Here is a 16,372-nt window from a genome sequence, read left to right on the forward strand (position 1 = left end):
CCAGGCAATGAGCATTGCATCACGTCGAATGAGGTGTTTCATCTGCCCAGCTTGCCCAAGCGGGTGATCGTGCAAGGCGCTGGCTATATCGCGATGGAGTTTGCCGGCATCTTCAACGCGCTTGGCAGCCATGTCACCGTGGTCAACCGCAGCGAAACCCTGCTGCGCGGCTATGACGAAGCGCTGCGCGACCGCCTGCTGCAGATCACCATGGCGCGCGGGATCGAATACAAGTTCAACTGCCCGATCACCAAGGTCGAAAAGCAGGACGATGGCAGTCTGATGGTCACGGTCGGCGATCACGATCCAATCGCCGCAGACGTTGTGCTGGTCGCTACGGGACGCCGCCCCAACACGGCCGGGCTCGGGCTGGATAACGCCGGGGTTCAACTGGGCGAAAAGGGTGAAGTGCCGGTCGACGAATACAGCAAAACCAGCTGTGACAGCATCTATGCCGTGGGCGACGTGACCGACCGGGTGCAGCTGACCCCGATCGCAATCCGCGAGGGGCACGCCTTCGCGGATACCGTGTTCGGCGGAAATCCGCGCTCAACCGCCTACGATTTTATCCCCAGCGCGGTCTTCTCGCAGCCCCCGCTGGCCTCGGTCGGCCTGACCGAAGGGCAGGCACGCAACCAGTTCGGCAACATCAAGGTTTTCACATCGGACTTCCGGCCAATGAAGAACGTCTTTGCCGCGCGGCAGGAACGCGGGCTGTACAAGCTGGTGGTCGATGCCGGGACCGACCGGATCCTGGGCATCCACATGATCGGGCCAGATGCGCCGGAAATCCTCCAGGCCGCAGCGATCACAGTGCAGGCCAGGCTGACCAAAGCCGATTTCGACGCGACCGTGGCGCTGCATCCCAGCATGGCTGAGGAACTGGTGCTGATGCGGTGATCCAGGTGTTGCTTCGCGCTGCAGCAGCGCTGCTTCTGACCCTGTGCAGCCTGCTCGTCGTCAGTAACAATGGTGAGCGGACGATGTACGGGCACGAAGGGCTGTTGAACGACAACTTTCTGCCGCGCGAACAGGCCGGCTGGCCAGCGCCGTTCCTGGTCGATAGCCCCGATACCTCGGTGCTCCACAAGGTTGGGCTGGAAGACGATCTGCGCCCGTTCAATCTGCTGGCCAGCTATTCGTTCTGGCTGCTGATCGTGCTTGGATTTTTCCGCCTGCTGCGCCCCCGCAGATAGTTGCAATCTGCAACCAAGATCCTAGTCTGGGCGCCTTCTATCGGGAGAGGCGGAATGAACCTGTCGGGCAAGACAGCACTGGTTACGGGCGGCACGGACGGAATTGGCGCACAGCTGGTCCGCCAGTTGCGCGCCAAGGGTGCGGCGGTGATTACCACTGGCCGCAATGCAGAACGCGTAGCGGCGACGCGTGCGGATGGGTTCGACGTTATCGCTTGTGATCTTTCCAACCGTGAAGGGGTCGACGCACTGATTGCGGGCATGTCGGGCCGGACGATCGACATTCTTGTCAACAATGCCGGGGCCGGGGCTGATCACGATTTTCGCAATCCGGGTCTGCCGGATGCAGGCGCAGCCGACGCCGCCATTTTCCTCAATCTCAACGCGCCGATTCATCTGATCACTGCACTGATGGCCACGCTCAAGTCCCGGCCAGAGGCACAGATAGTCAACGTGACTTCGGGTCTGGCGATAGCGCCGCGCGCGGGCGGGCCGGTCTATTGCGCGACCAAAGCGGCGCTGCGCAGCTATACCCAGGCGCTGCGCTATCAGCTCAAGGACACGAACATCCACGTCGTCGAGGCGTTGCCACCGGTGGTTGAAACCAAGATGACTGCCGGGCGCGACAGCCGCAAAATGGCACCCGAAGAATGCGCGCGCCAGATCATTGCTGCGATGGAGCGCGGCGCGGATGAGGCCAACGTCGGCATGGTCAGGCTGCTTCAGCGCGTGCACTCGCTGTCGCCCGCGCTTGCGCGTCGGATCATGATCAAGTTCTGAAACAGGGAAATGAAAAATGGCAGGGACGGTTCTGGTCAGCGGCGGCAGCGGCTACATCGCAGGTGAAACAATCCGTCAGCTTCTGGCGAACGGATGGACGGTCAACACAACGGTTCGCAACCTGAGCCGCGAGCCGGAGCTGCGCGGGCAGCTGGGCGGATCGCGTCAGACGCTGCGCTTCTTTGCCGCAGACCTGATGAACGATGCAGGCTGGGCCGAAGCGGCAGCTGGCTGCAATGCAGTATGCCACATGGCATCGCCGTTTCCGGCCGGCGTTCCCAAGGACGAGAATGAGCTGATCGTCCCGGCGCGCGAAGGTGCATTGCGGGCGCTGCGGTTTGCCCATACAGCGGGGATCAGGCGGTTTGTGATGACCAGTTCTTCCGCCGCCGTTGCCTATGGCCATCCGCCGTCAAAATCGCATTTCGACGAGGCTGACTGGACCAATGTCGATGCGCCCGGCGTGCAGCCCTATGTCAAATCCAAGACCATCGCGGAACAGGCGGCGCGCGACTGGGTGGCTGCCAATGCGCCAGGCATGGACTATTGCGCTGTCTGCCCGGTGCTGGTGCTGGGTCCGGTTGAAAGTGGTGATTTCGCAGCCTCGGTCGAAGTCGTGCAGCGCCTGCTCAACGGATCGGTCCCGGCCATCCCCAATGTCGGTTTCAATGTGGTCGACCTGCGCGATATTGCGGACCTGCATGTGCGCGCGCTTGAGGCGCCCGCCCAACTGATCCACGGCGCCAGATTCATTGGCGCGGCCCAGCCTTTTCAGCATTTCGGAGACGTTGCGCGGGTGCTGCGCGGCAGCCTGGGGCCGCAGGCGCGCAAGGTGCCCAAGCGGGCAATGCCGGACTGGGGCGTGCGACTGCTGTCCGTGGTCATGCCGGCGGCCCGACAGCTGATCGGAGAGCTGGGCCGGACCCGCACCATCAGTTCGGCCCATGCGCAGCAAGTGCTCGGCTGGAAGCCGCGTCCGCCCGAAGAATCCATAGTTGATTGCGCGCGCAGCCTGATCGCCCACGGCGTGGTGAAGGTCTAACCCACGCGGTATGGCACCACGCCGCGAGTGTCGGGATCGACGCTGATCGGGCGGTCGCTGGGCGGAAAGGCGCGCTGGTCGCAATCGGCGCGGGGACAGATGCGGCACGATATGCCGATCCGCGTTGCAGCGCGCGGGCTGCCAAGGTCAAGCCCGTCGGCATAAATGAACTCGCCCGCCTGGCTGGCCTCGCAGCCCAAGGCCACGGCATAACGGCGCGGCGCCCGGTCATAGCTGCCGCTGGGCTTCACCAGCCCCTTGGCCATCGAGACATAGCGCACGCCGTCCGGCGTTTCGGCCAGCTGAACCAGAATGCGGTCGGGAATCGCGACCGCCTCATGCACGATCCACAGCGGGCAGGCCCCTCCAAAACGGGCGAATTGCAACCGGGTGGCGGAATGGCGCTTGGTGATGTTGCCCGCCATATCGACGCGGCAGAAGAAGAACGGCACCCCGCGCATGTCTTCGCGCTGCAGAGTGGAAAGCCGGTGGCAGGTCTGTTCGAAACTGGTGCCAAAGCTTTGCGCAAGCCGGTCGATATCGTGGCGCACATCGCGCGCGGCGGCGCGAAACCGGCGGTAGGGCATCAGCAATGCACCGGCGGCATAATTGCACAGTCCGACGAACAGCAACTGGCGGCTGGCCGCATTGCGCAGGCCGGCGCCCTCGATCACGGCGGCGATTTCGTCTTTCAGAGCCAGTGCGGCAAGCTGGTGCGCCAATTGAAAGCGGCGGCTTTCGGCAGGCTGACCGGGATCGACCGTCAGGTGGCCCATCTCCGCGTCATAGGATCGCAGGCCCTGAACGCCCGAATAGATCAGCGAGATTGACAGGGCTTCCTTCAGATAGGCTTCAATCGCGACCGTATCGGGGGACAGGCCGCCCAGCCGTCTGGCCAGGCCCTCGGCAGCGCGGTCCAGGCTGTCGACATAGTTGTTTTCCAGGTGGAACCAGTCGCGCACTTCTTCCCATGGCAGACGCGCTGTGCCCGCGCTTTCGCTCGCCAGCGCCTCATCAACCATGGCAAGCCGTTGCCCGCCGCGGCGATAGGCTTCGTGAAGCGTGATGAACCGTTCGGCCAGCAGCGGCTGTTGTTCGGCAAAGCGGGCCAGTTGCGCCGCATCCAGCGCGTCGGGAAACAGCGGATCGGCGTTGGCCTCACGCAGGGCAGCCAACCGGGCCTCGGGATCGCCTGCGCCAAGATCGCGCCAGTCGAGCGGGAAGGCCCGTGCCAGACGATCGATCAGAGCCGGGGTTAGCGGCCGGTCATCGTTTTCCAGTTGCGAAAGGTATGACGTGCTGATCGCCAGACGTGCGGCAAGCTCGGCCTGTTTAAGCCGCCGTTCCGTGCGAATGGTGCGGAGCTGGGCTCCGGCAAACAGGCGGCGCTGAACCATGCTGCAACCTAGTTTGCAAACTCCGGCTTTGCAACTTTGCAATTTCACATTGGACATTGCCGCGGTGCCGCAGCATGCCGAACGCTTCGATCAGTTTGACGGGGTGGGAATGTCCGCAAATATCGCCGGAATGGAACAGCGCCGGGCCGCAGCGCGGCTGGGCGGGGGGCAAAAGCGCATCGATGCCCAGCACGCCAAGGGCAAGCTGACCGCGCGGGAACGACTGCTGATACTGCTGGATGAAGGCAGCTTTGAAGAAGTCGACATGTATGTCGAACACAACTGTACCGATTTCGGGATGCAGGATCAGGTAATCCCCGGTGACGGCGTGGTAACCGGCAGCGGCACGATCAACGGGCGGCTGGTCTATGTCTACGCACAGGATTTTACCGTGTTCGGCGGAGCGGTATCGGAACGCCATGCGATGAAAATCTGCAAGGTGATGGACGCGGCGATGAAAGTCGGCGCTCCGGTAATCGGCCTCAACGACAGCGGCGGCGCGCGCATCCAGGAAGGCGTCGCCAGCCTGGGCGGCTATACCGAGATTTTCCAGCGCAACGTGCTGGCCAGCGGGGTGGTGCCGCAGCTCAGCCTGATCATGGGGCCATGCGCGGGCGGGGCGGTCTATTCCCCGGCGATGACCGACTTCATCTTCATGGTGAAGGATAGCAGTTACATGTTCGTCACTGGTCCCGACGTGGTCAAGACCGTGACTAACGAAATCGTGACGCAAGAGGAACTGGGCGGCGCGGTAACCCACAGCACCAAGACCAGCGTCGCCGATCTGGCGCTGGAAAACGATATCGAAGCGCTGCTGAGCGCGCGCGACCTGATCGACTATTTGCCAAGCGACAACCGCTCCGGCGTGCCCGAACGACCTACCTCTGACGCTTGGGACCGGATCGAGGACAGCCTGGACACGGTCATTCCGGCTAATGCCAACCAGCCTTATGACATGCACGAAGTGGTGCGCAAGGTGCTGGACGAGGGCGATTTCTTCGAGATCCAGCCAACCCATGCCGCCAACATCATCGTTGGGTTCGGGCGTATCGAAGGCCGCACGGTGGGCGTGGTCGCCAACCAGCCGATGGTTCTGGCCGGCGTGCTCGATATCAACGCCAGCAAGAAGGCCGCGCGGTTCGTGCGGTTCTGCGATGCCTTCGAAATCCCCATCCTGACCTTCGTCGACGTGCCCGGCTTCCTGCCCGGCACGGCGCAGGAATATGGCGGGATCATCAAGCACGGTGCCAAGCTGCTGTTCGCCTATGCCGAGGCGACCGTGCCGAAGATCACCGTGATCACCCGCAAGGCCTATGGCGGCGCCTATTGCGTGATGAGCTCAAAGCACCTGCGCGGCGATCTCAATTATTCATGGCCGACCGGCGAAATCGCCGTGATGGGAGCCAAAGGCGCGGTGGAGATCATCTTCCGCCAGGACATCGGCGATCCCGACAAGATTGTAGAGCGAACCCGCGAGTATGAGGACCGGTTTGCCAACCCCTTCGTGGCGGCCAGCAAGGGCTTCATCGACGAGGTGATCCACCCGCGCAATACCCGGCGGCGGATTGCGCTGGGCTTGCGGAAATTGCGGAACAAAAGCCTCGAGAATCCTTGGAAAAAGCATGACAACATTCCGTTGTGAGGTGGCCTGATGGAACGCGCAAATGCCTTCATGTTTTGGTTTGGCTCGGGCATGTTGGAGGATTTCAAATGAAACTAGGCCGCCTCAACCACATCGGCGTTGCAACTCCCAGCATTGCCGATGCCATCGTCTTTTATCGCGATGTCATGGGCGCGACCAAGATCCATGCGCCGTTCGATCTGGAATCGCAGGGGGTGAAGGTCTGCTTCGTCGATACGCCCGGTGCGAACGGGGCGCTGAATGGCACCCAGATCGAGCTGATCGAGCCGCTGCCGGGTAACACCTCGATCACCAGCTTCCTTGAGAAGAACCCAGCGGGCGGGCAGCATCACATGTGCTACGAAGTGCCCGATATCCACGCCGCCAAGGCCGAGTTCGAGGCGCTGGGCAAGCGCGTGCTGGGAGAACCCCGGATCGGCGCGCACGGCACGCCGATCTTCTTCGTCCACCCCAAGGACATGGGCGGGGTACTGACCGAAATCATGGAAACGCCCAAAGCCGGAGAGCACTGGTCGAACTAGGCCGCAACCGGTCACCCCGGACGTGATCCGGGGCACAGCGCGGCTTCGGAAGCGGCGGATTGCGGGGAAGAACTGAATCCCAGATCAAGTCCGGGACGACGATACAAGAGAGGGAACAAGACATGGCGTACGAAACCATCCTGACCGAGCGCGTGGGCGGCGTGCTGAAGATCACGCTTAACCGGCCCGAGCGGCTAAACGCTGCGTCCGTTCCGTTGGCGGACGAGCTGGGTGCAGCGTTCTACGATCTGGGCGATGCCCGCGCGGTGGTGATCACCGGGGCCGGCAAAGGCTTCTGCTCGGGCGCTGATCTGGCCGCGCGGGGCGAGGCGAGCGCGATCCAGCAAAAAGGCGGCAGCCACCGCGCTTTGCAGAACCATTACAACCCGCTGGTCAGCCAGATTCTGCGCGCGCCGGTGCCTGTGGTGACGGCGGTCAACGGCGCGGCGGCCGGGGTCGGCTGTTCGATCGCGCTGGCGGGCGATTTCGTGCTGGCAGGCAGGAGCGCCTATTTCCTCCAAGCCTTCGTCAATATCGGGCTGGTCCCCGATGGCGGATCGACGTGGCTGCTGGCCCGCGCCATCGGCCGCGCCCGCGCCACCAGGATGATGATGCTGGGCGAGAAGATCAGTGCTGACCAGGCCGAGGAATGGGGTCTGATCTACAAGGCAGTCGAGGATGCGGCGCTGTTGGACGAGGCGATGGCGCTGGCCACCCGCCTGTCGGAAGGGCCGACCGTGTCATACCGGACGATGAAGGCCAATATCCAGACCGCGCTTGACGGCTCGTTACCGCAGGTGCTGCTGGCCGAAGCCGAAGGTCAACGCGTGGCTGGGGCCAGCGCCGATGCGATGGAAGGCGGGATGGCATTCCTGCAAAAGCGCAAAGCCGCTTTCAAAGGGCAGTAGATGATTTTCTACGACACCCCCAGTCCGGCCCCAAACCCGCGCCGGGTCCGCATGTTCGCGGCGGAAAAGGGGATCGATTTGCCGATGCAGACGGTCTCATTGGTGGCGCGCGAGCACAAGAGCGCGGAGCATCTGGCGCGCAACCCGTTGGGCCAGGTGCCGGTGCTGGTCCTTGATGACGGCACCGCGATTTCGGAAACCGTCGCCATCTGCCGCTATCTTGAAGCGCTGCACCCGGCGCAGCCGTTGTTCGGCGAGACACCGTTTGAAATCGCGGTAATCGAGATGTGGATCCGCCGGACGGAGTTTGCGCTGGGAAGTCCGGTGCGTGCCTACTGGGTCAACGTTCACCCCTACACCGCCAAGGTCGTGCCCGAGCGGTTCGAGGATTTCGGCAAGGCGGCCGTTCCCCAGGCGCTGGCGGCAATGGGGGTGTTCGATGCGGCCCTGGCCGAAGCACGATTCATCGCGGGTGAGACGTTTTCGATGGCAGATATCGTGCTGCTTTCAACCCTGGACTTTGCAAACTTCATCGGCATCGCCATTCCCGACGGGCTGACCAATCTGCGCCGCTGGCACGCCGAGGTTTCCGCCCGGCCGAGCGCGAGCGCCTGAGGACACAAACATGAGCACACCAACCCTTTCCAAATGGCAGGCCGCCGCGGCCAAAGAGGTCAAAGGCAGGGACCTGACCTGGCACACGCCCGAAGGGTTCGACATCAAGCCGCTCTACACCGCGCAGGATGCGCCCGACCCCGGTCTGCCCGGTTTCGCACCGTTCACGCGCGGGGTGCGCGCCAGCATGTATGCCGGGCGGCCCTGGACGATCCGCCAGTATGCGGGCTTCTCCACCGCGGAGGAAAGCAACGCCTTCTACCGCCGCAACCTTGCCGCCGGGCAAAAGGGACTGTCGGTCGCTTTCGATCTGGCCACCCACCGCGGCTATGACAGCGATCACCCGCGCGTTGTTGGCGATGTCGGCAAGGCCGGCGTAGCGATCGACAGTGTCGAGGACATGAAGATCCTGTTCGACGGTATACCGCTCGATCAGATGTCCGTTTCCATGACGATGAACGGTGCGGTGATCCCGATTCTGGCGTTTTTCATCGTTGCCGGGGAAGAGCAGGGGGTGAGCCAGGCCCAGCTTGACGGCACGATCCAGAACGACATCCTGAAGGAGTTCATGGTTCGCAACACCTATATCTACCCGCCCGAGCCGAGTATGCGGATTGTCTCAGACATCATCGCATATACCAGCGCCAACATGCCGAAATTCAATTCTATTTCGATCAGCGGCTATCACATGCACGAGGCCGGGGCGACCGCTGTGCAGGAACTGGCGTTCACGATTGCGGACGGCAAGGAATACGCCAGCCGCGCGATGGCCGCCGGACTGAACATCGACGCCTTTGCCGGGCGGCTGAGCTTCTTCTTCGGGATCGGCATGAACTTCTTCATGGAAGTGGCCAAGCTGCGTGCGGCTCGCACGCTGTGGCACCGGGTGATGGACGGACTGGGGGCGAAGGATGAGCGCAGCAAGATGCTGCGCACCCACTGCCAGACCAGCGGTGTGTCGCTGCAAGAGCAGGATCCCTACAACAACGTGATCCGCACCACGATAGAGGCGATGGCCGCCACTTTGGGCGGCACGCAGAGCCTCCACACCAACGCGCTGGACGAAGCGATCGCGCTGCCCACGGATTTTTCCGCTCGGATCGCGCGCAACACCCAGATCGTGCTGGCCGAGGAGAGCGGGATCACCAAGGTGGTTGATCCGCTGGGCGGGTCGTACTATGTCGAGGCACTGACCGCAGAACTGGTCGATCAGGCTTGGAAACTGATCGTGGAAATCGACGCGCTGGGCGGGATGACCAAGGCGGTCGCCACCGGAATGCCCAAGCAGCGGATCGAGGAAGCTGCCGCCGCAAAGCAAGCGCGCGTCGACCGGGGCGAGGACGTGATCGTCGGGGTCAACAAGTACCGGCTGGCCGAAGAAGCGCCGCTCGATACGCTTAGCATCGATAACCACGCGGTGCGCGATGCCCAGATCGCGCGGCTCAGGAAAATGCGGGCCGCGCGTGACGAGGCGGACTGTCAGGCGGCATTGAAAGCGTTGACCAAGGGCGCGCAGGGCGGGGGCAACCTGCTTGCGCTCGCTGTCGATGCTGCCCGCGCGCGGGCCTCGCTTGGGGAAATCTCTGACGCGATGGAAGCGGTGTTTGGCCGGTATGGCACCCAGCCGGTCCCGGTGACAGGGGTCTACGGCAGCGCCTACGAATTTGATATGCGTTGGGCGCAGGTGATCGATGGTGTCGCCGCCGTCACTCGCCGCCTTGGCCGTGCGCCCCGCCTGCTGGTCGCCAAGATGGGCCAGGACGGCCACGATCGCGGCGCCAACGTGATCGCCAGCGCCTTCACCGACATGGGCTTTGACGTCACCAGCGGGCCATTGTTCCAGACGCCTGAGGAGGCCTGCGCTCTGGCCTTGGAGAAGGACGTTGACGCGGTGGGAGCCAGCTCGCTCGCCGCCGGTCACAAGACGTTGGTTCCGGAGCTGATCCGCCACCTACGGGACGCCGGACGCCCTGACATCAAGGTCATCGCCGGCGGCGTGATTCCGCCGCAGGACTATGACTTCCTGCGCGATGCCGGGGTGCAGGGGATCTATGGGCCGGGTTCGAACGTGGTCGAATGCGCGGCGGATGTGCTGCGCCTGTTGGGGCACAATATGCCGCCCGCGGGCGATGAACGGGATGCGGCAGAATGAGCCTTTTCCTTTACGTCGCCGTGCTCGCCGGGCCGCATTTTGTCGATGGCATCGACGGGGAACCTGTCAATTGTATTGAGGCCGAACAGGCGGCCGATGTGACCCGGTGCGAACTCGATAACTTCCAGGCTGCGGAAAAGGCGCTGGAGCAGCAGTTAGAAAAGACGATCACCGTTTTGCGCAATGCGGATGAGCGCATCGACCACCAAAGTAACAAGGAGCCTGGCTTTCTGCCCACCCTGCGCGCGGCACAGCGGGCCTGGCTCACTTACCGCGACGAGACGTGCGTGCTCGAACGGCTCTCTGCACAAGGCGATGGGCCGGCAACGATGCTCGAATATATCTGCAAAACGAGCATGACCGAGCAGCGAACCACCGACCTGTTCCTGCTGGCCGGACGACCGGAGTTTCAAGAATGAAGCCTGCGCGCATCTTGCGCCAGCAACAGGTCCTGCACCTGGCTATCTCACAGCGATTTTTTGCGGGAATTGCAGTGGCCATCGGCATGATCGCCAAAACTGTTTGCAATAGCTGGGACTGCTAAATGTTCAAAAAAATCCTCATCGCCAACCGTGGTGAAATTGCTTGCCGGGTGATCAAGACCGCCCGCCGGATGGGTATCCAGACCGTCGCGGTCTATTCCGATGCCGACGCGCGTGCGCCGTTCGTGTCGATGGCGGACGAGGCGGTTCACATCGGTCCTTCACCTGCTGCACAAAGCTATCTCATCGCCGACAAGATCATCGCCGCGGCCAAGCAGACTGGGGCCGAGGCGGTGCATCCGGGCTATGGCTTCCTGTCCGAACGCACTAGCTTTGCCGAGGCTCTGGCGAAAGAGGGCATCGCTTTTGTCGGCCCGCCGGTGGGTGCCATCGCCGCGATGGGTGACAAGATCGAGTCCAAGAAACTCGCCATGGCCGCCGGGGTCAACGTGGTCCCCGGCTTCGTCGGAGTGATTGAGGATACCGAGCATGCGGTGCGGATTTCAGGCGAGATCGGTTATCCGGTGATGATGAAGGCCAGCGCCGGCGGCGGCGGCAAGGGGATGCGGCTGGCCTATAGCGAACAGGACGTGCGCGAGGGCTTTGAAGCGACGCAGCGCGAGGGGCTCAACTCATTCGGCGACGACCGGGTGTTTATCGAGAAATTCATTCTGAACCCGCGCCATATCGAGATCCAGATCCTGGGCGATCAGCACGGCAATATTCTTTACCTCAACGAGCGCGAATGCAGCATCCAGCGCCGCCATCAAAAGGTGGTGGAGGAAGCACCGTCACCGTTCGTCACCCCCAAGATGCGCAAGGCGATGGGCGAGCAATGCGTCGCGCTGAGCCGCGCGGTGGGGTATTATTCGGCGGGGACGGTTGAGCTGATTGTCAGCGGCGCGGACCCCAGCGGCGAGAGCTTCTATTTCCTCGAAATGAATACCCGGCTTCAGGTTGAGCACCCGGTGACCGAGGCGATTACCGGGATCGATCTGGTCGAACAGATGATCCGCGTGGCTTACGGCGAAAAGCTGGCGATGACGCAGGAAGACATCGGGATCGACGGATGGGCAATCGAAAACCGGGTCTATGCCGAAGATCCCTATCGCGGGTTCCTGCCCAGTACCGGGCGGCTGGTACGGTATGATCCGCCGGTTGCGGGCTGGGAAGACGATGGTGCAGCCAATGGCCGCCGCGGGGTTGACGGGGTTCGCGTGGACGACGGTGTCTATGAAGGCGGCGAAGTCAGCATGTTCTACGATCCGATGATCGCCAAGCTGGTGACCTGGGGCGAAACCCGCGATGCGGCAGCGGACAAGCAGGTCGCCGCGCTCGACGCGTTCGAGATTGAAGGGCTGTCTCACAACATCGATTTCGTCAGCGCGATCATGCAGCATCCGCGCTTCCGCTCAGGCGAACTGACCACAGGGTTCATCGCCGAGGAATATCCTGACGGCTTCCACGGCGCTGCTACATCGGACCGGGTCAAGGCGCATCTGGCCGCCATAGCCGCCTTCATCGCCACGGCGCGGGCCGACCGTGCGCGCCAGGTCGACGGCCAGCTCGACGGTCATCTTGAACCGCCTTATGATTGGGAAGTCAAAATTGCCGATCAATCGTTCAGCGTGGCGCTGGAAGATGACGTGATGGTTGATGGCGAGCCGCTTGACATGGGGTGCAGCTATACGCCGGGCGACCGGCTGGTTGAGGCGCACATCGAAGGCGAAACATACACGGTCAAGGTAGAGCCCAACCGCACGGGCATGAAACTTACTACGCGCGGGGCGATCCATCAGGTCAGACTGTTGCCGGCGCACCTTGCGCACCTGACCCGGCACATGATTGAAAAGGTCCCGCCCGACCTGTCCAAGTTCCTGATCTGCCCGATGCCGGGGCTGCTGGTTTCGCTGAACGTTGCGGTAGGCGACCAGGTTGAGGCGGGCCAGCCGCTTGCGGTGGTCGAGGCAATGAAGATGGAGAACATCCTGCGCGCCGAAAAAACGGCTACGGTCAAGACGGTCAACGCCAAGCCGGGTGACAGCCTGGCGGTTGACGCGGTGATCCTGGAACTTGAATAGAATGCATCTGAGCCACGCCCCCGATGCCCCGCGCGGCGACGAAATCGGCTTCGATCAGTTTCTTGCCGTAGATATCCGGATCGGCACCGTGCTGTCGGCCGAGCCGTTTCCCGAAGCGCGCAAACCGGCTTTCAAGCTGGTCATCGATTTCGGCCCGGCGATTGGGGTCAGGAAATCGAGCGCGCAGATCACCGATCGCTACACGCCTGAGGAGTTGACCGGGCGGCAAATTGCTGCCGTGGTCAATTTTCCGCCCCGCCAGATCGGCAAGTTCATGTCCGAAGTGCTGACCCTGGGCTTTGGCGATCAAGCCGGCGCGGTGATCCTGTTTTCACCGGATCATGCCGTGCCCAACGGGTCACGGCTGTTCTAGAAAACGGGGGCGGACCGTCACGGCCCACCCCCTTTTCAATTTTACAGCCCGTCGACGCTTTTGCTGACGAGGATGTTCACGGCAACGCGGCGGTTCTGCGCCTTGCCTTCTTCGGTCGAATTATCCGCTGCCGGATCGCTTTCGGCCATGCCGGTCGGTGTCAGGACGCGGTAGGGCTTCCACTTGCAGTATTGCTGCAGGTAGTTGACCACGCTTGACGCGCGCTTTTCGCTAAGCGTCTGGTTATATTCCTCGTCACCGACTGAATCGGTGTAGCCGACTACCAGCAGCAGCGCATTGTTCATGCCTTCTGCCTGGGTGGCTGCCTGGCACAGTTCGGCCTTGGCCTGGGGTGACAGGTTCGACTTGGCGGTGTCGAAGTAGACGTTGGTCGTGCCCTTGATGTTGTAGTTGTCGATATCGGCCATGCGGCTGCGCAAGGCCTGGGTCGCAGCGGTCTGCTCGGCAAAGCCCTGGGCGGTGCCGTTGCGGATCATCGTTGCGACCTTGGAATCGCTGCCCTTGAAGCTGACCTGGCTGGCCAGCAGAACAGGGCCGGCTTGCATGGTCTTGACCGTTACCGGCAAACCGTTGAGGAGCGAGGCCTTGGTATAGTTGCCCTTGCCGCCAAACAGGCCGCTGCCGCCCTTGATCTTGGTGGTGTCGTTGACATAAACGACCGTGCTGGTGCCGTCAGCCGTGGTGACCTTGATCCGATCAGTGGTCTTGGCGGTAATAACGCCCTTCAATTCCGGACCCGGCGTCATTGCCGACATGTCAGGCGTCAGTTCGCCGTTGACGATAATGGCGGGATTGTTGGCAGGTTCTTGCGCCGATACGCTTACGCTTGCCGGCAAGGCGAGCAGTGCGGCAAGGGAAAGGACCGTGGTCCGCGTGGACATGGTACCCATAGATTTTGGCTCCTTGATGAAATCTCGCCGCGTGCCTGTTAAGACAAACCTGTCTGTCAAATGAACGGAATTCGGTGAATCCGTCAATTTACGGGTCGTTCGGTTAGGATCTGCGATGAACGGAGCCGGTCTGGCCAGTGAAACGATGGCAAAATCGATCTTCAGGACGCGGCAGATCGTGCCAAACCAGCACTGCGAATCTGTCTCGGCCGATCCCGTCTGCTGCTCAAATTGATGCCGGGATGACCTCTGGATAAGCCTGTTTGGGTAGCCGGAACAGATCGGTCCACGGCGGCCTGGTTTTTTCAAAAAACCGTTGCATCCTGCAACCGGGTGTTGACGCACATTACCATAGCGTCAATGGCATCCAGCATGAGCCTGCCCCGTATCCTTGCTGCCGCCCGCCCGCATAATGGCGGATTTGTTACCGACATACCTGCCGAATGGATGCAGGGCCGGACCAGCTATGGCGGGCTGTCGGCCGCTCTCGCACTGGTCGCCGCGCAGCAGCTTGCGAACGACCTGCCGCCGCTGCGTTCGGCAACAGTGAACTTTGTCGGGCCCCTTGCGGGCGAAGTAGCTGTCACCGCCAGATTGCTGCGGCGCGGGCGTAACGCCAGCTGGATCAGCGCCGAAGTTGCGTCGGAGGCAGGTGTCGGGCTTACCGCGACTTTCGTGTTTATGGGCGCAGTTGAGCAGAGCACGCTGCATCTTCACGATGTGCCCGTCCCCGCCAACCTTATTCCGCTGGCCGATGCCGTGCCTTTGCCGGAACGCGCAGGACCCAGTTTTGCACCGAACCTGGAACGCCGCTTTGCCTTGCCGCAAGCCGAACCGGCCCAGCCGGTCATCTGCTGGTGGGAACGGCTGCGCGATGCGCAGGGCCTGGATCCGATGGTCGCGCTGCTTCTGCTTTCCGATGCCCTTCCGCCCGGGGTCATGCCGCTGACCGGCCCGGCACCGATCAGTTCGATGACCTGGCTAATTAATCTGCTGACCGCTGATCCGCAGACCGATGACGGCTGGTTTCTGCTGCGCGCAGCCGGCAATTATGCCGAAAAAGGCTGCTCCAGCCAGGACATGGCGATCTGGAACACCCGCGGCGAGGCGGTCGCGGTGGGCATGCAGTCAATTGCGATTTTCGGTTAGGCCGCCAGTTCACCGTCAAGGAACGCGGCAACATCATCCAGCACAACGTCGCGCGCAAGGAAAGCCGCGCCGATCCCGCGAAGGAGGATGAAGGGTAAGGTACCTGCATCCATCTTTTTGTCGTGCAACATGTGCGCGACCAGAGCGGATCCATCGCAGTTGAGCCCCAGTGCAGCAAGGTCGGCAATCATTCCGGTTTCGCGCAAGTGCCGGGCCACTTGGTCTGCGTCTGCAGTGGGCATAAGGCCTAGCCGCGCCGAATATTTCGTTGCCAGCACCATGCCGATCGAAACAGCTTCGCCGTGAAGCAGGCGGTCTGAAAAGCCGGTTTGTGCCTCAAGCGCGTGGCCAAAGGTGTGGCCCAGGTTGAGAAGCGCACGGCGCCCGGTCGTCTCGCGCTCGTCCTCGGCTACGATGCGGGCCTTGGCTGCGACAGAATGGGAAACGGCATATTCGCGCAAGGACGGATCGCCTGACAGCATGGCAGCGGCGTTCCGGTCGCACCAGGCAAAGAAATCGGCATCGTCAATCAGTCCGTATTTGATAACTTCGGCATAACCGGCCAGCAGTTCGCGGCGGGGCAGAGTATCGAGCACGGCCAGATCGGCCAGCACCAGCGAGGGTTGATGAAACGCCCCGACCAGGTTCTTCCCCGCCGTGGTGTTGATCGCGGTCTTGCCGCCGACCGAGCTGTCGACCTGGGCCAGCAGGCTGGTGGGGACCTGGATAAAATGGCAGCCGCGCTTCATTATTGCTGCGGCAAACCCGGTGAGATCGCCGATTACCCCGCCGCCGAGAGCTATTACATGATCACCGCGTTCCACTTCTTCGCCCAGCAGCCAATCCAGCGTCGCGGCCAGCTGGTCCCAGCTTTTTGTCGCTTCGCCCGGCGGTAGAATGCGCCAGACCGCTTCATGCGCGCCATCGTGCAAGGCCTTGTCGATAACCGCACCCCAAGCAGCGTAGACATTGGCATCAGTGATAATCGGCACGCGCCGCTTGCGCAGCAAGCCGCGGCATTGGCCGACAAAGTCTGCCAAGAGCCCGGTGCCGACCCGCACGTCATAGGGCGCGCCGGCAATGGCGACGGGGATTACAGCCATGCTTCGATTCCCTTCAGGAC

General features: G+C 62.4%; 16 protein-coding genes. 13 read left to right on the top strand and 3 right to left on the bottom strand.

Going from position 1 to position 16,372, the window contains the following annotated elements; all coding sequences use genetic code 11:
* The 4 genes from Q0L62_RS11965 to Q0L62_RS11980 form a co-directional block, all read left to right on the top strand.
* The coding region (locus tag Q0L62_RS11965) for an FAD-dependent oxidoreductase (protein WP_296680060.1) at positions 1-900 on the top strand (900 nt) is incomplete at its 5' end.
* Entirely contained in the window at positions 897-1,196 is a 300-nt protein-coding gene (locus Q0L62_RS11970) for a hypothetical protein (RefSeq protein ID WP_296680061.1), read from the top strand. The genes Q0L62_RS11965 and Q0L62_RS11970, both read left to right, overlap by 4 nt.
* A 54-nt stretch (positions 1,197-1,250) precedes the next feature.
* Positions 1,251-1,976 (top strand): SDR family oxidoreductase, encoded by a 726-nt coding sequence (locus Q0L62_RS11975; protein WP_296680063.1) that lies wholly within the window; start codon positions 1,251-1,253, stop codon positions 1,974-1,976.
* Between the two features lie 16 nt (positions 1,977-1,992).
* Positions 1,993-3,018: an NAD-dependent epimerase/dehydratase family protein gene (locus tag Q0L62_RS11980; RefSeq protein ID WP_296680065.1), complete on the top strand. Its 1,026-nt coding sequence runs from the start codon at positions 1,993-1,995 to the stop codon at positions 3,016-3,018.
* Here Q0L62_RS11980 and Q0L62_RS11985 read toward each other — a convergent pair.
* Positions 3,015-4,415: a short-chain fatty acyl-CoA regulator family protein gene (locus Q0L62_RS11985; RefSeq protein ID WP_296680067.1), complete on the bottom strand. Its 1,401-nt coding sequence runs from the start codon at positions 4,413-4,415 to the stop codon at positions 3,015-3,017. The two genes, Q0L62_RS11980 and Q0L62_RS11985, sit on opposite strands and share 4 nt — an antisense overlap.
* Before the next feature lie 109 nt (positions 4,416-4,524).
* Here Q0L62_RS11985 and Q0L62_RS11990 point away from each other — a divergent pair, with 109 nt between their 5' ends.
* The 8 genes from Q0L62_RS11990 (at position 4,525) to Q0L62_RS12025 (ending at position 13,189) form a co-directional block, all read left to right on the top strand.
* Positions 4,525-6,057 carry an acyl-CoA carboxylase subunit beta gene (locus Q0L62_RS11990; RefSeq protein ID WP_296680087.1) on the top strand — a complete coding sequence of 511 codons (1,533 nt, stop codon included), beginning with the start codon at positions 4,525-4,527 and terminating at the stop codon, positions 6,055-6,057.
* Between the two features lie 68 nt (positions 6,058-6,125).
* Positions 6,126-6,578 carry a methylmalonyl-CoA epimerase gene (gene mce, locus Q0L62_RS11995; RefSeq protein ID WP_296680068.1) on the top strand — a complete coding sequence of 151 codons (453 nt, stop codon included), beginning with the start codon at positions 6,126-6,128 and terminating at the stop codon, positions 6,576-6,578.
* A gap of 122 nt (positions 6,579-6,700) precedes the next feature.
* The gene (locus Q0L62_RS12000) at positions 6,701-7,486 is read left to right on the top strand and encodes an enoyl-CoA hydratase-related protein (RefSeq protein WP_296680070.1); all 786 of its coding nucleotides are present in this window, start codon (positions 6,701-6,703) and stop codon (positions 7,484-7,486) included.
* Positions 7,487-8,101 carry a glutathione S-transferase family protein gene (locus Q0L62_RS12005; RefSeq protein WP_296680072.1) on the top strand — a complete coding sequence of 205 codons (615 nt, stop codon included), beginning with the start codon at positions 7,487-7,489 and terminating at the stop codon, positions 8,099-8,101.
* 10 nt (positions 8,102-8,111) lie between these two features.
* Entirely contained in the window at positions 8,112-10,253 is a 2,142-nt protein-coding gene (gene scpA / locus Q0L62_RS12010) for a methylmalonyl-CoA mutase (RefSeq protein ID WP_296680074.1), read from the top strand.
* Positions 10,250-10,672 (top strand): lysozyme inhibitor LprI family protein, encoded by a 423-nt coding sequence (locus tag Q0L62_RS12015; protein ID WP_296680076.1) that lies wholly within the window; start codon positions 10,250-10,252, stop codon positions 10,670-10,672. Before scpA ends, Q0L62_RS12015 begins: the two co-directional genes overlap by 4 nt.
* Before the next feature lie 125 nt (positions 10,673-10,797).
* Positions 10,798-12,816 carry an acetyl/propionyl/methylcrotonyl-CoA carboxylase subunit alpha gene (locus tag Q0L62_RS12020; RefSeq protein ID WP_296680078.1) on the top strand — a complete coding sequence of 673 codons (2,019 nt, stop codon included), beginning with the start codon at positions 10,798-10,800 and terminating at the stop codon, positions 12,814-12,816.
* 1 nt (position 12,817) lies between these two features.
* Positions 12,818-13,189, top strand: a complete 372-nt coding sequence (locus Q0L62_RS12025) for a tRNA-binding protein (protein WP_296680080.1) — start codon at positions 12,818-12,820, stop codon at positions 13,187-13,189.
* A 41-nt stretch (positions 13,190-13,230) separates the two neighbouring features.
* Here the strand turns inward: Q0L62_RS12025 and Q0L62_RS12030 are convergent, their stop codons facing one another.
* Positions 13,231-14,100: an OmpA family protein gene (locus Q0L62_RS12030; protein WP_296680083.1), complete on the bottom strand. Its 870-nt coding sequence runs from the start codon at positions 14,098-14,100 to the stop codon at positions 13,231-13,233.
* A gap of 372 nt (positions 14,101-14,472) precedes the next feature.
* Between Q0L62_RS12030 and Q0L62_RS12035 the strand changes: the two genes are divergently transcribed.
* A complete protein-coding gene (locus Q0L62_RS12035; protein ID WP_296680085.1) occupies positions 14,473-15,249 on the top strand; it encodes a thioesterase family protein in 777 nt (258 codons plus the stop codon).
* Here Q0L62_RS12035 and aroB read toward each other — a convergent pair.
* Positions 15,246-16,352 (bottom strand): 3-dehydroquinate synthase, encoded by a 1,107-nt coding sequence (gene aroB / locus Q0L62_RS12040; RefSeq protein WP_296680089.1) that lies wholly within the window; start codon positions 16,350-16,352, stop codon positions 15,246-15,248. The genes Q0L62_RS12035 and aroB overlap by 4 nt on opposite strands.
* Between the last annotated feature and the right edge of the window lie 20 nt (positions 16,353-16,372).

Origin of the sequence: Novosphingobium sp., assembly GCF_024642085.1 — a bacterium.
GTDB lineage: Bacteria > Pseudomonadota > Alphaproteobacteria > Sphingomonadales > Sphingomonadaceae > Novosphingobium.

Excerpts from the sequence above, each read along its gene's own strand:
- Q0L62_RS12015 (WP_296680076.1), top strand. The coding sequence starts at position 10,250 with ATGAGCCTTTTCCTTTACGTCGCCGTGCTCGCCGGGCCGCATTTTGTC.
- mce (WP_296680068.1), top strand. The coding sequence starts at position 6,126 with ATGAAACTAGGCCGCCTCAACCACATCGGCGTTGCAACTCCCAGCATT.
- scpA (WP_296680074.1), top strand. The coding sequence starts at position 8,112 with ATGAGCACACCAACCCTTTCCAAATGGCAGGCCGCCGCGGCCAAAGAG.
- Q0L62_RS12020 (WP_296680078.1), top strand. The coding sequence starts at position 10,798 with ATGTTCAAAAAAATCCTCATCGCCAACCGTGGTGAAATTGCTTGCCGG.
- Q0L62_RS12005 (WP_296680072.1), top strand. The coding sequence starts at position 7,487 with ATGATTTTCTACGACACCCCCAGTCCGGCCCCAAACCCGCGCCGGGTC.
- Q0L62_RS11985 (WP_296680067.1), bottom strand. The coding sequence starts at position 4,415 with ATGGTTCAGCGCCGCCTGTTTGCCGGAGCCCAGCTCCGCACCATTCGC.
- Q0L62_RS12000 (WP_296680070.1), top strand. The coding sequence starts at position 6,701 with ATGGCGTACGAAACCATCCTGACCGAGCGCGTGGGCGGCGTGCTGAAG.
- Q0L62_RS11980 (WP_296680065.1), top strand. The coding sequence starts at position 1,993 with ATGGCAGGGACGGTTCTGGTCAGCGGCGGCAGCGGCTACATCGCAGGT.
- Q0L62_RS12025 (WP_296680080.1), top strand. The coding sequence starts at position 12,818 with ATGCATCTGAGCCACGCCCCCGATGCCCCGCGCGGCGACGAAATCGGC.
- aroB (WP_296680089.1), bottom strand. The coding sequence starts at position 16,352 with ATGGCTGTAATCCCCGTCGCCATTGCCGGCGCGCCCTATGACGTGCGG.
- Q0L62_RS12030 (WP_296680083.1), bottom strand. The coding sequence starts at position 14,100 with ATGGGTACCATGTCCACGCGGACCACGGTCCTTTCCCTTGCCGCACTG.
- Q0L62_RS11975 (WP_296680063.1), top strand. The coding sequence starts at position 1,251 with ATGAACCTGTCGGGCAAGACAGCACTGGTTACGGGCGGCACGGACGGA.
- Q0L62_RS11990 (WP_296680087.1), top strand. The coding sequence starts at position 4,525 with ATGTCCGCAAATATCGCCGGAATGGAACAGCGCCGGGCCGCAGCGCGG.
- Q0L62_RS12035 (WP_296680085.1), top strand. The coding sequence starts at position 14,473 with ATGAGCCTGCCCCGTATCCTTGCTGCCGCCCGCCCGCATAATGGCGGA.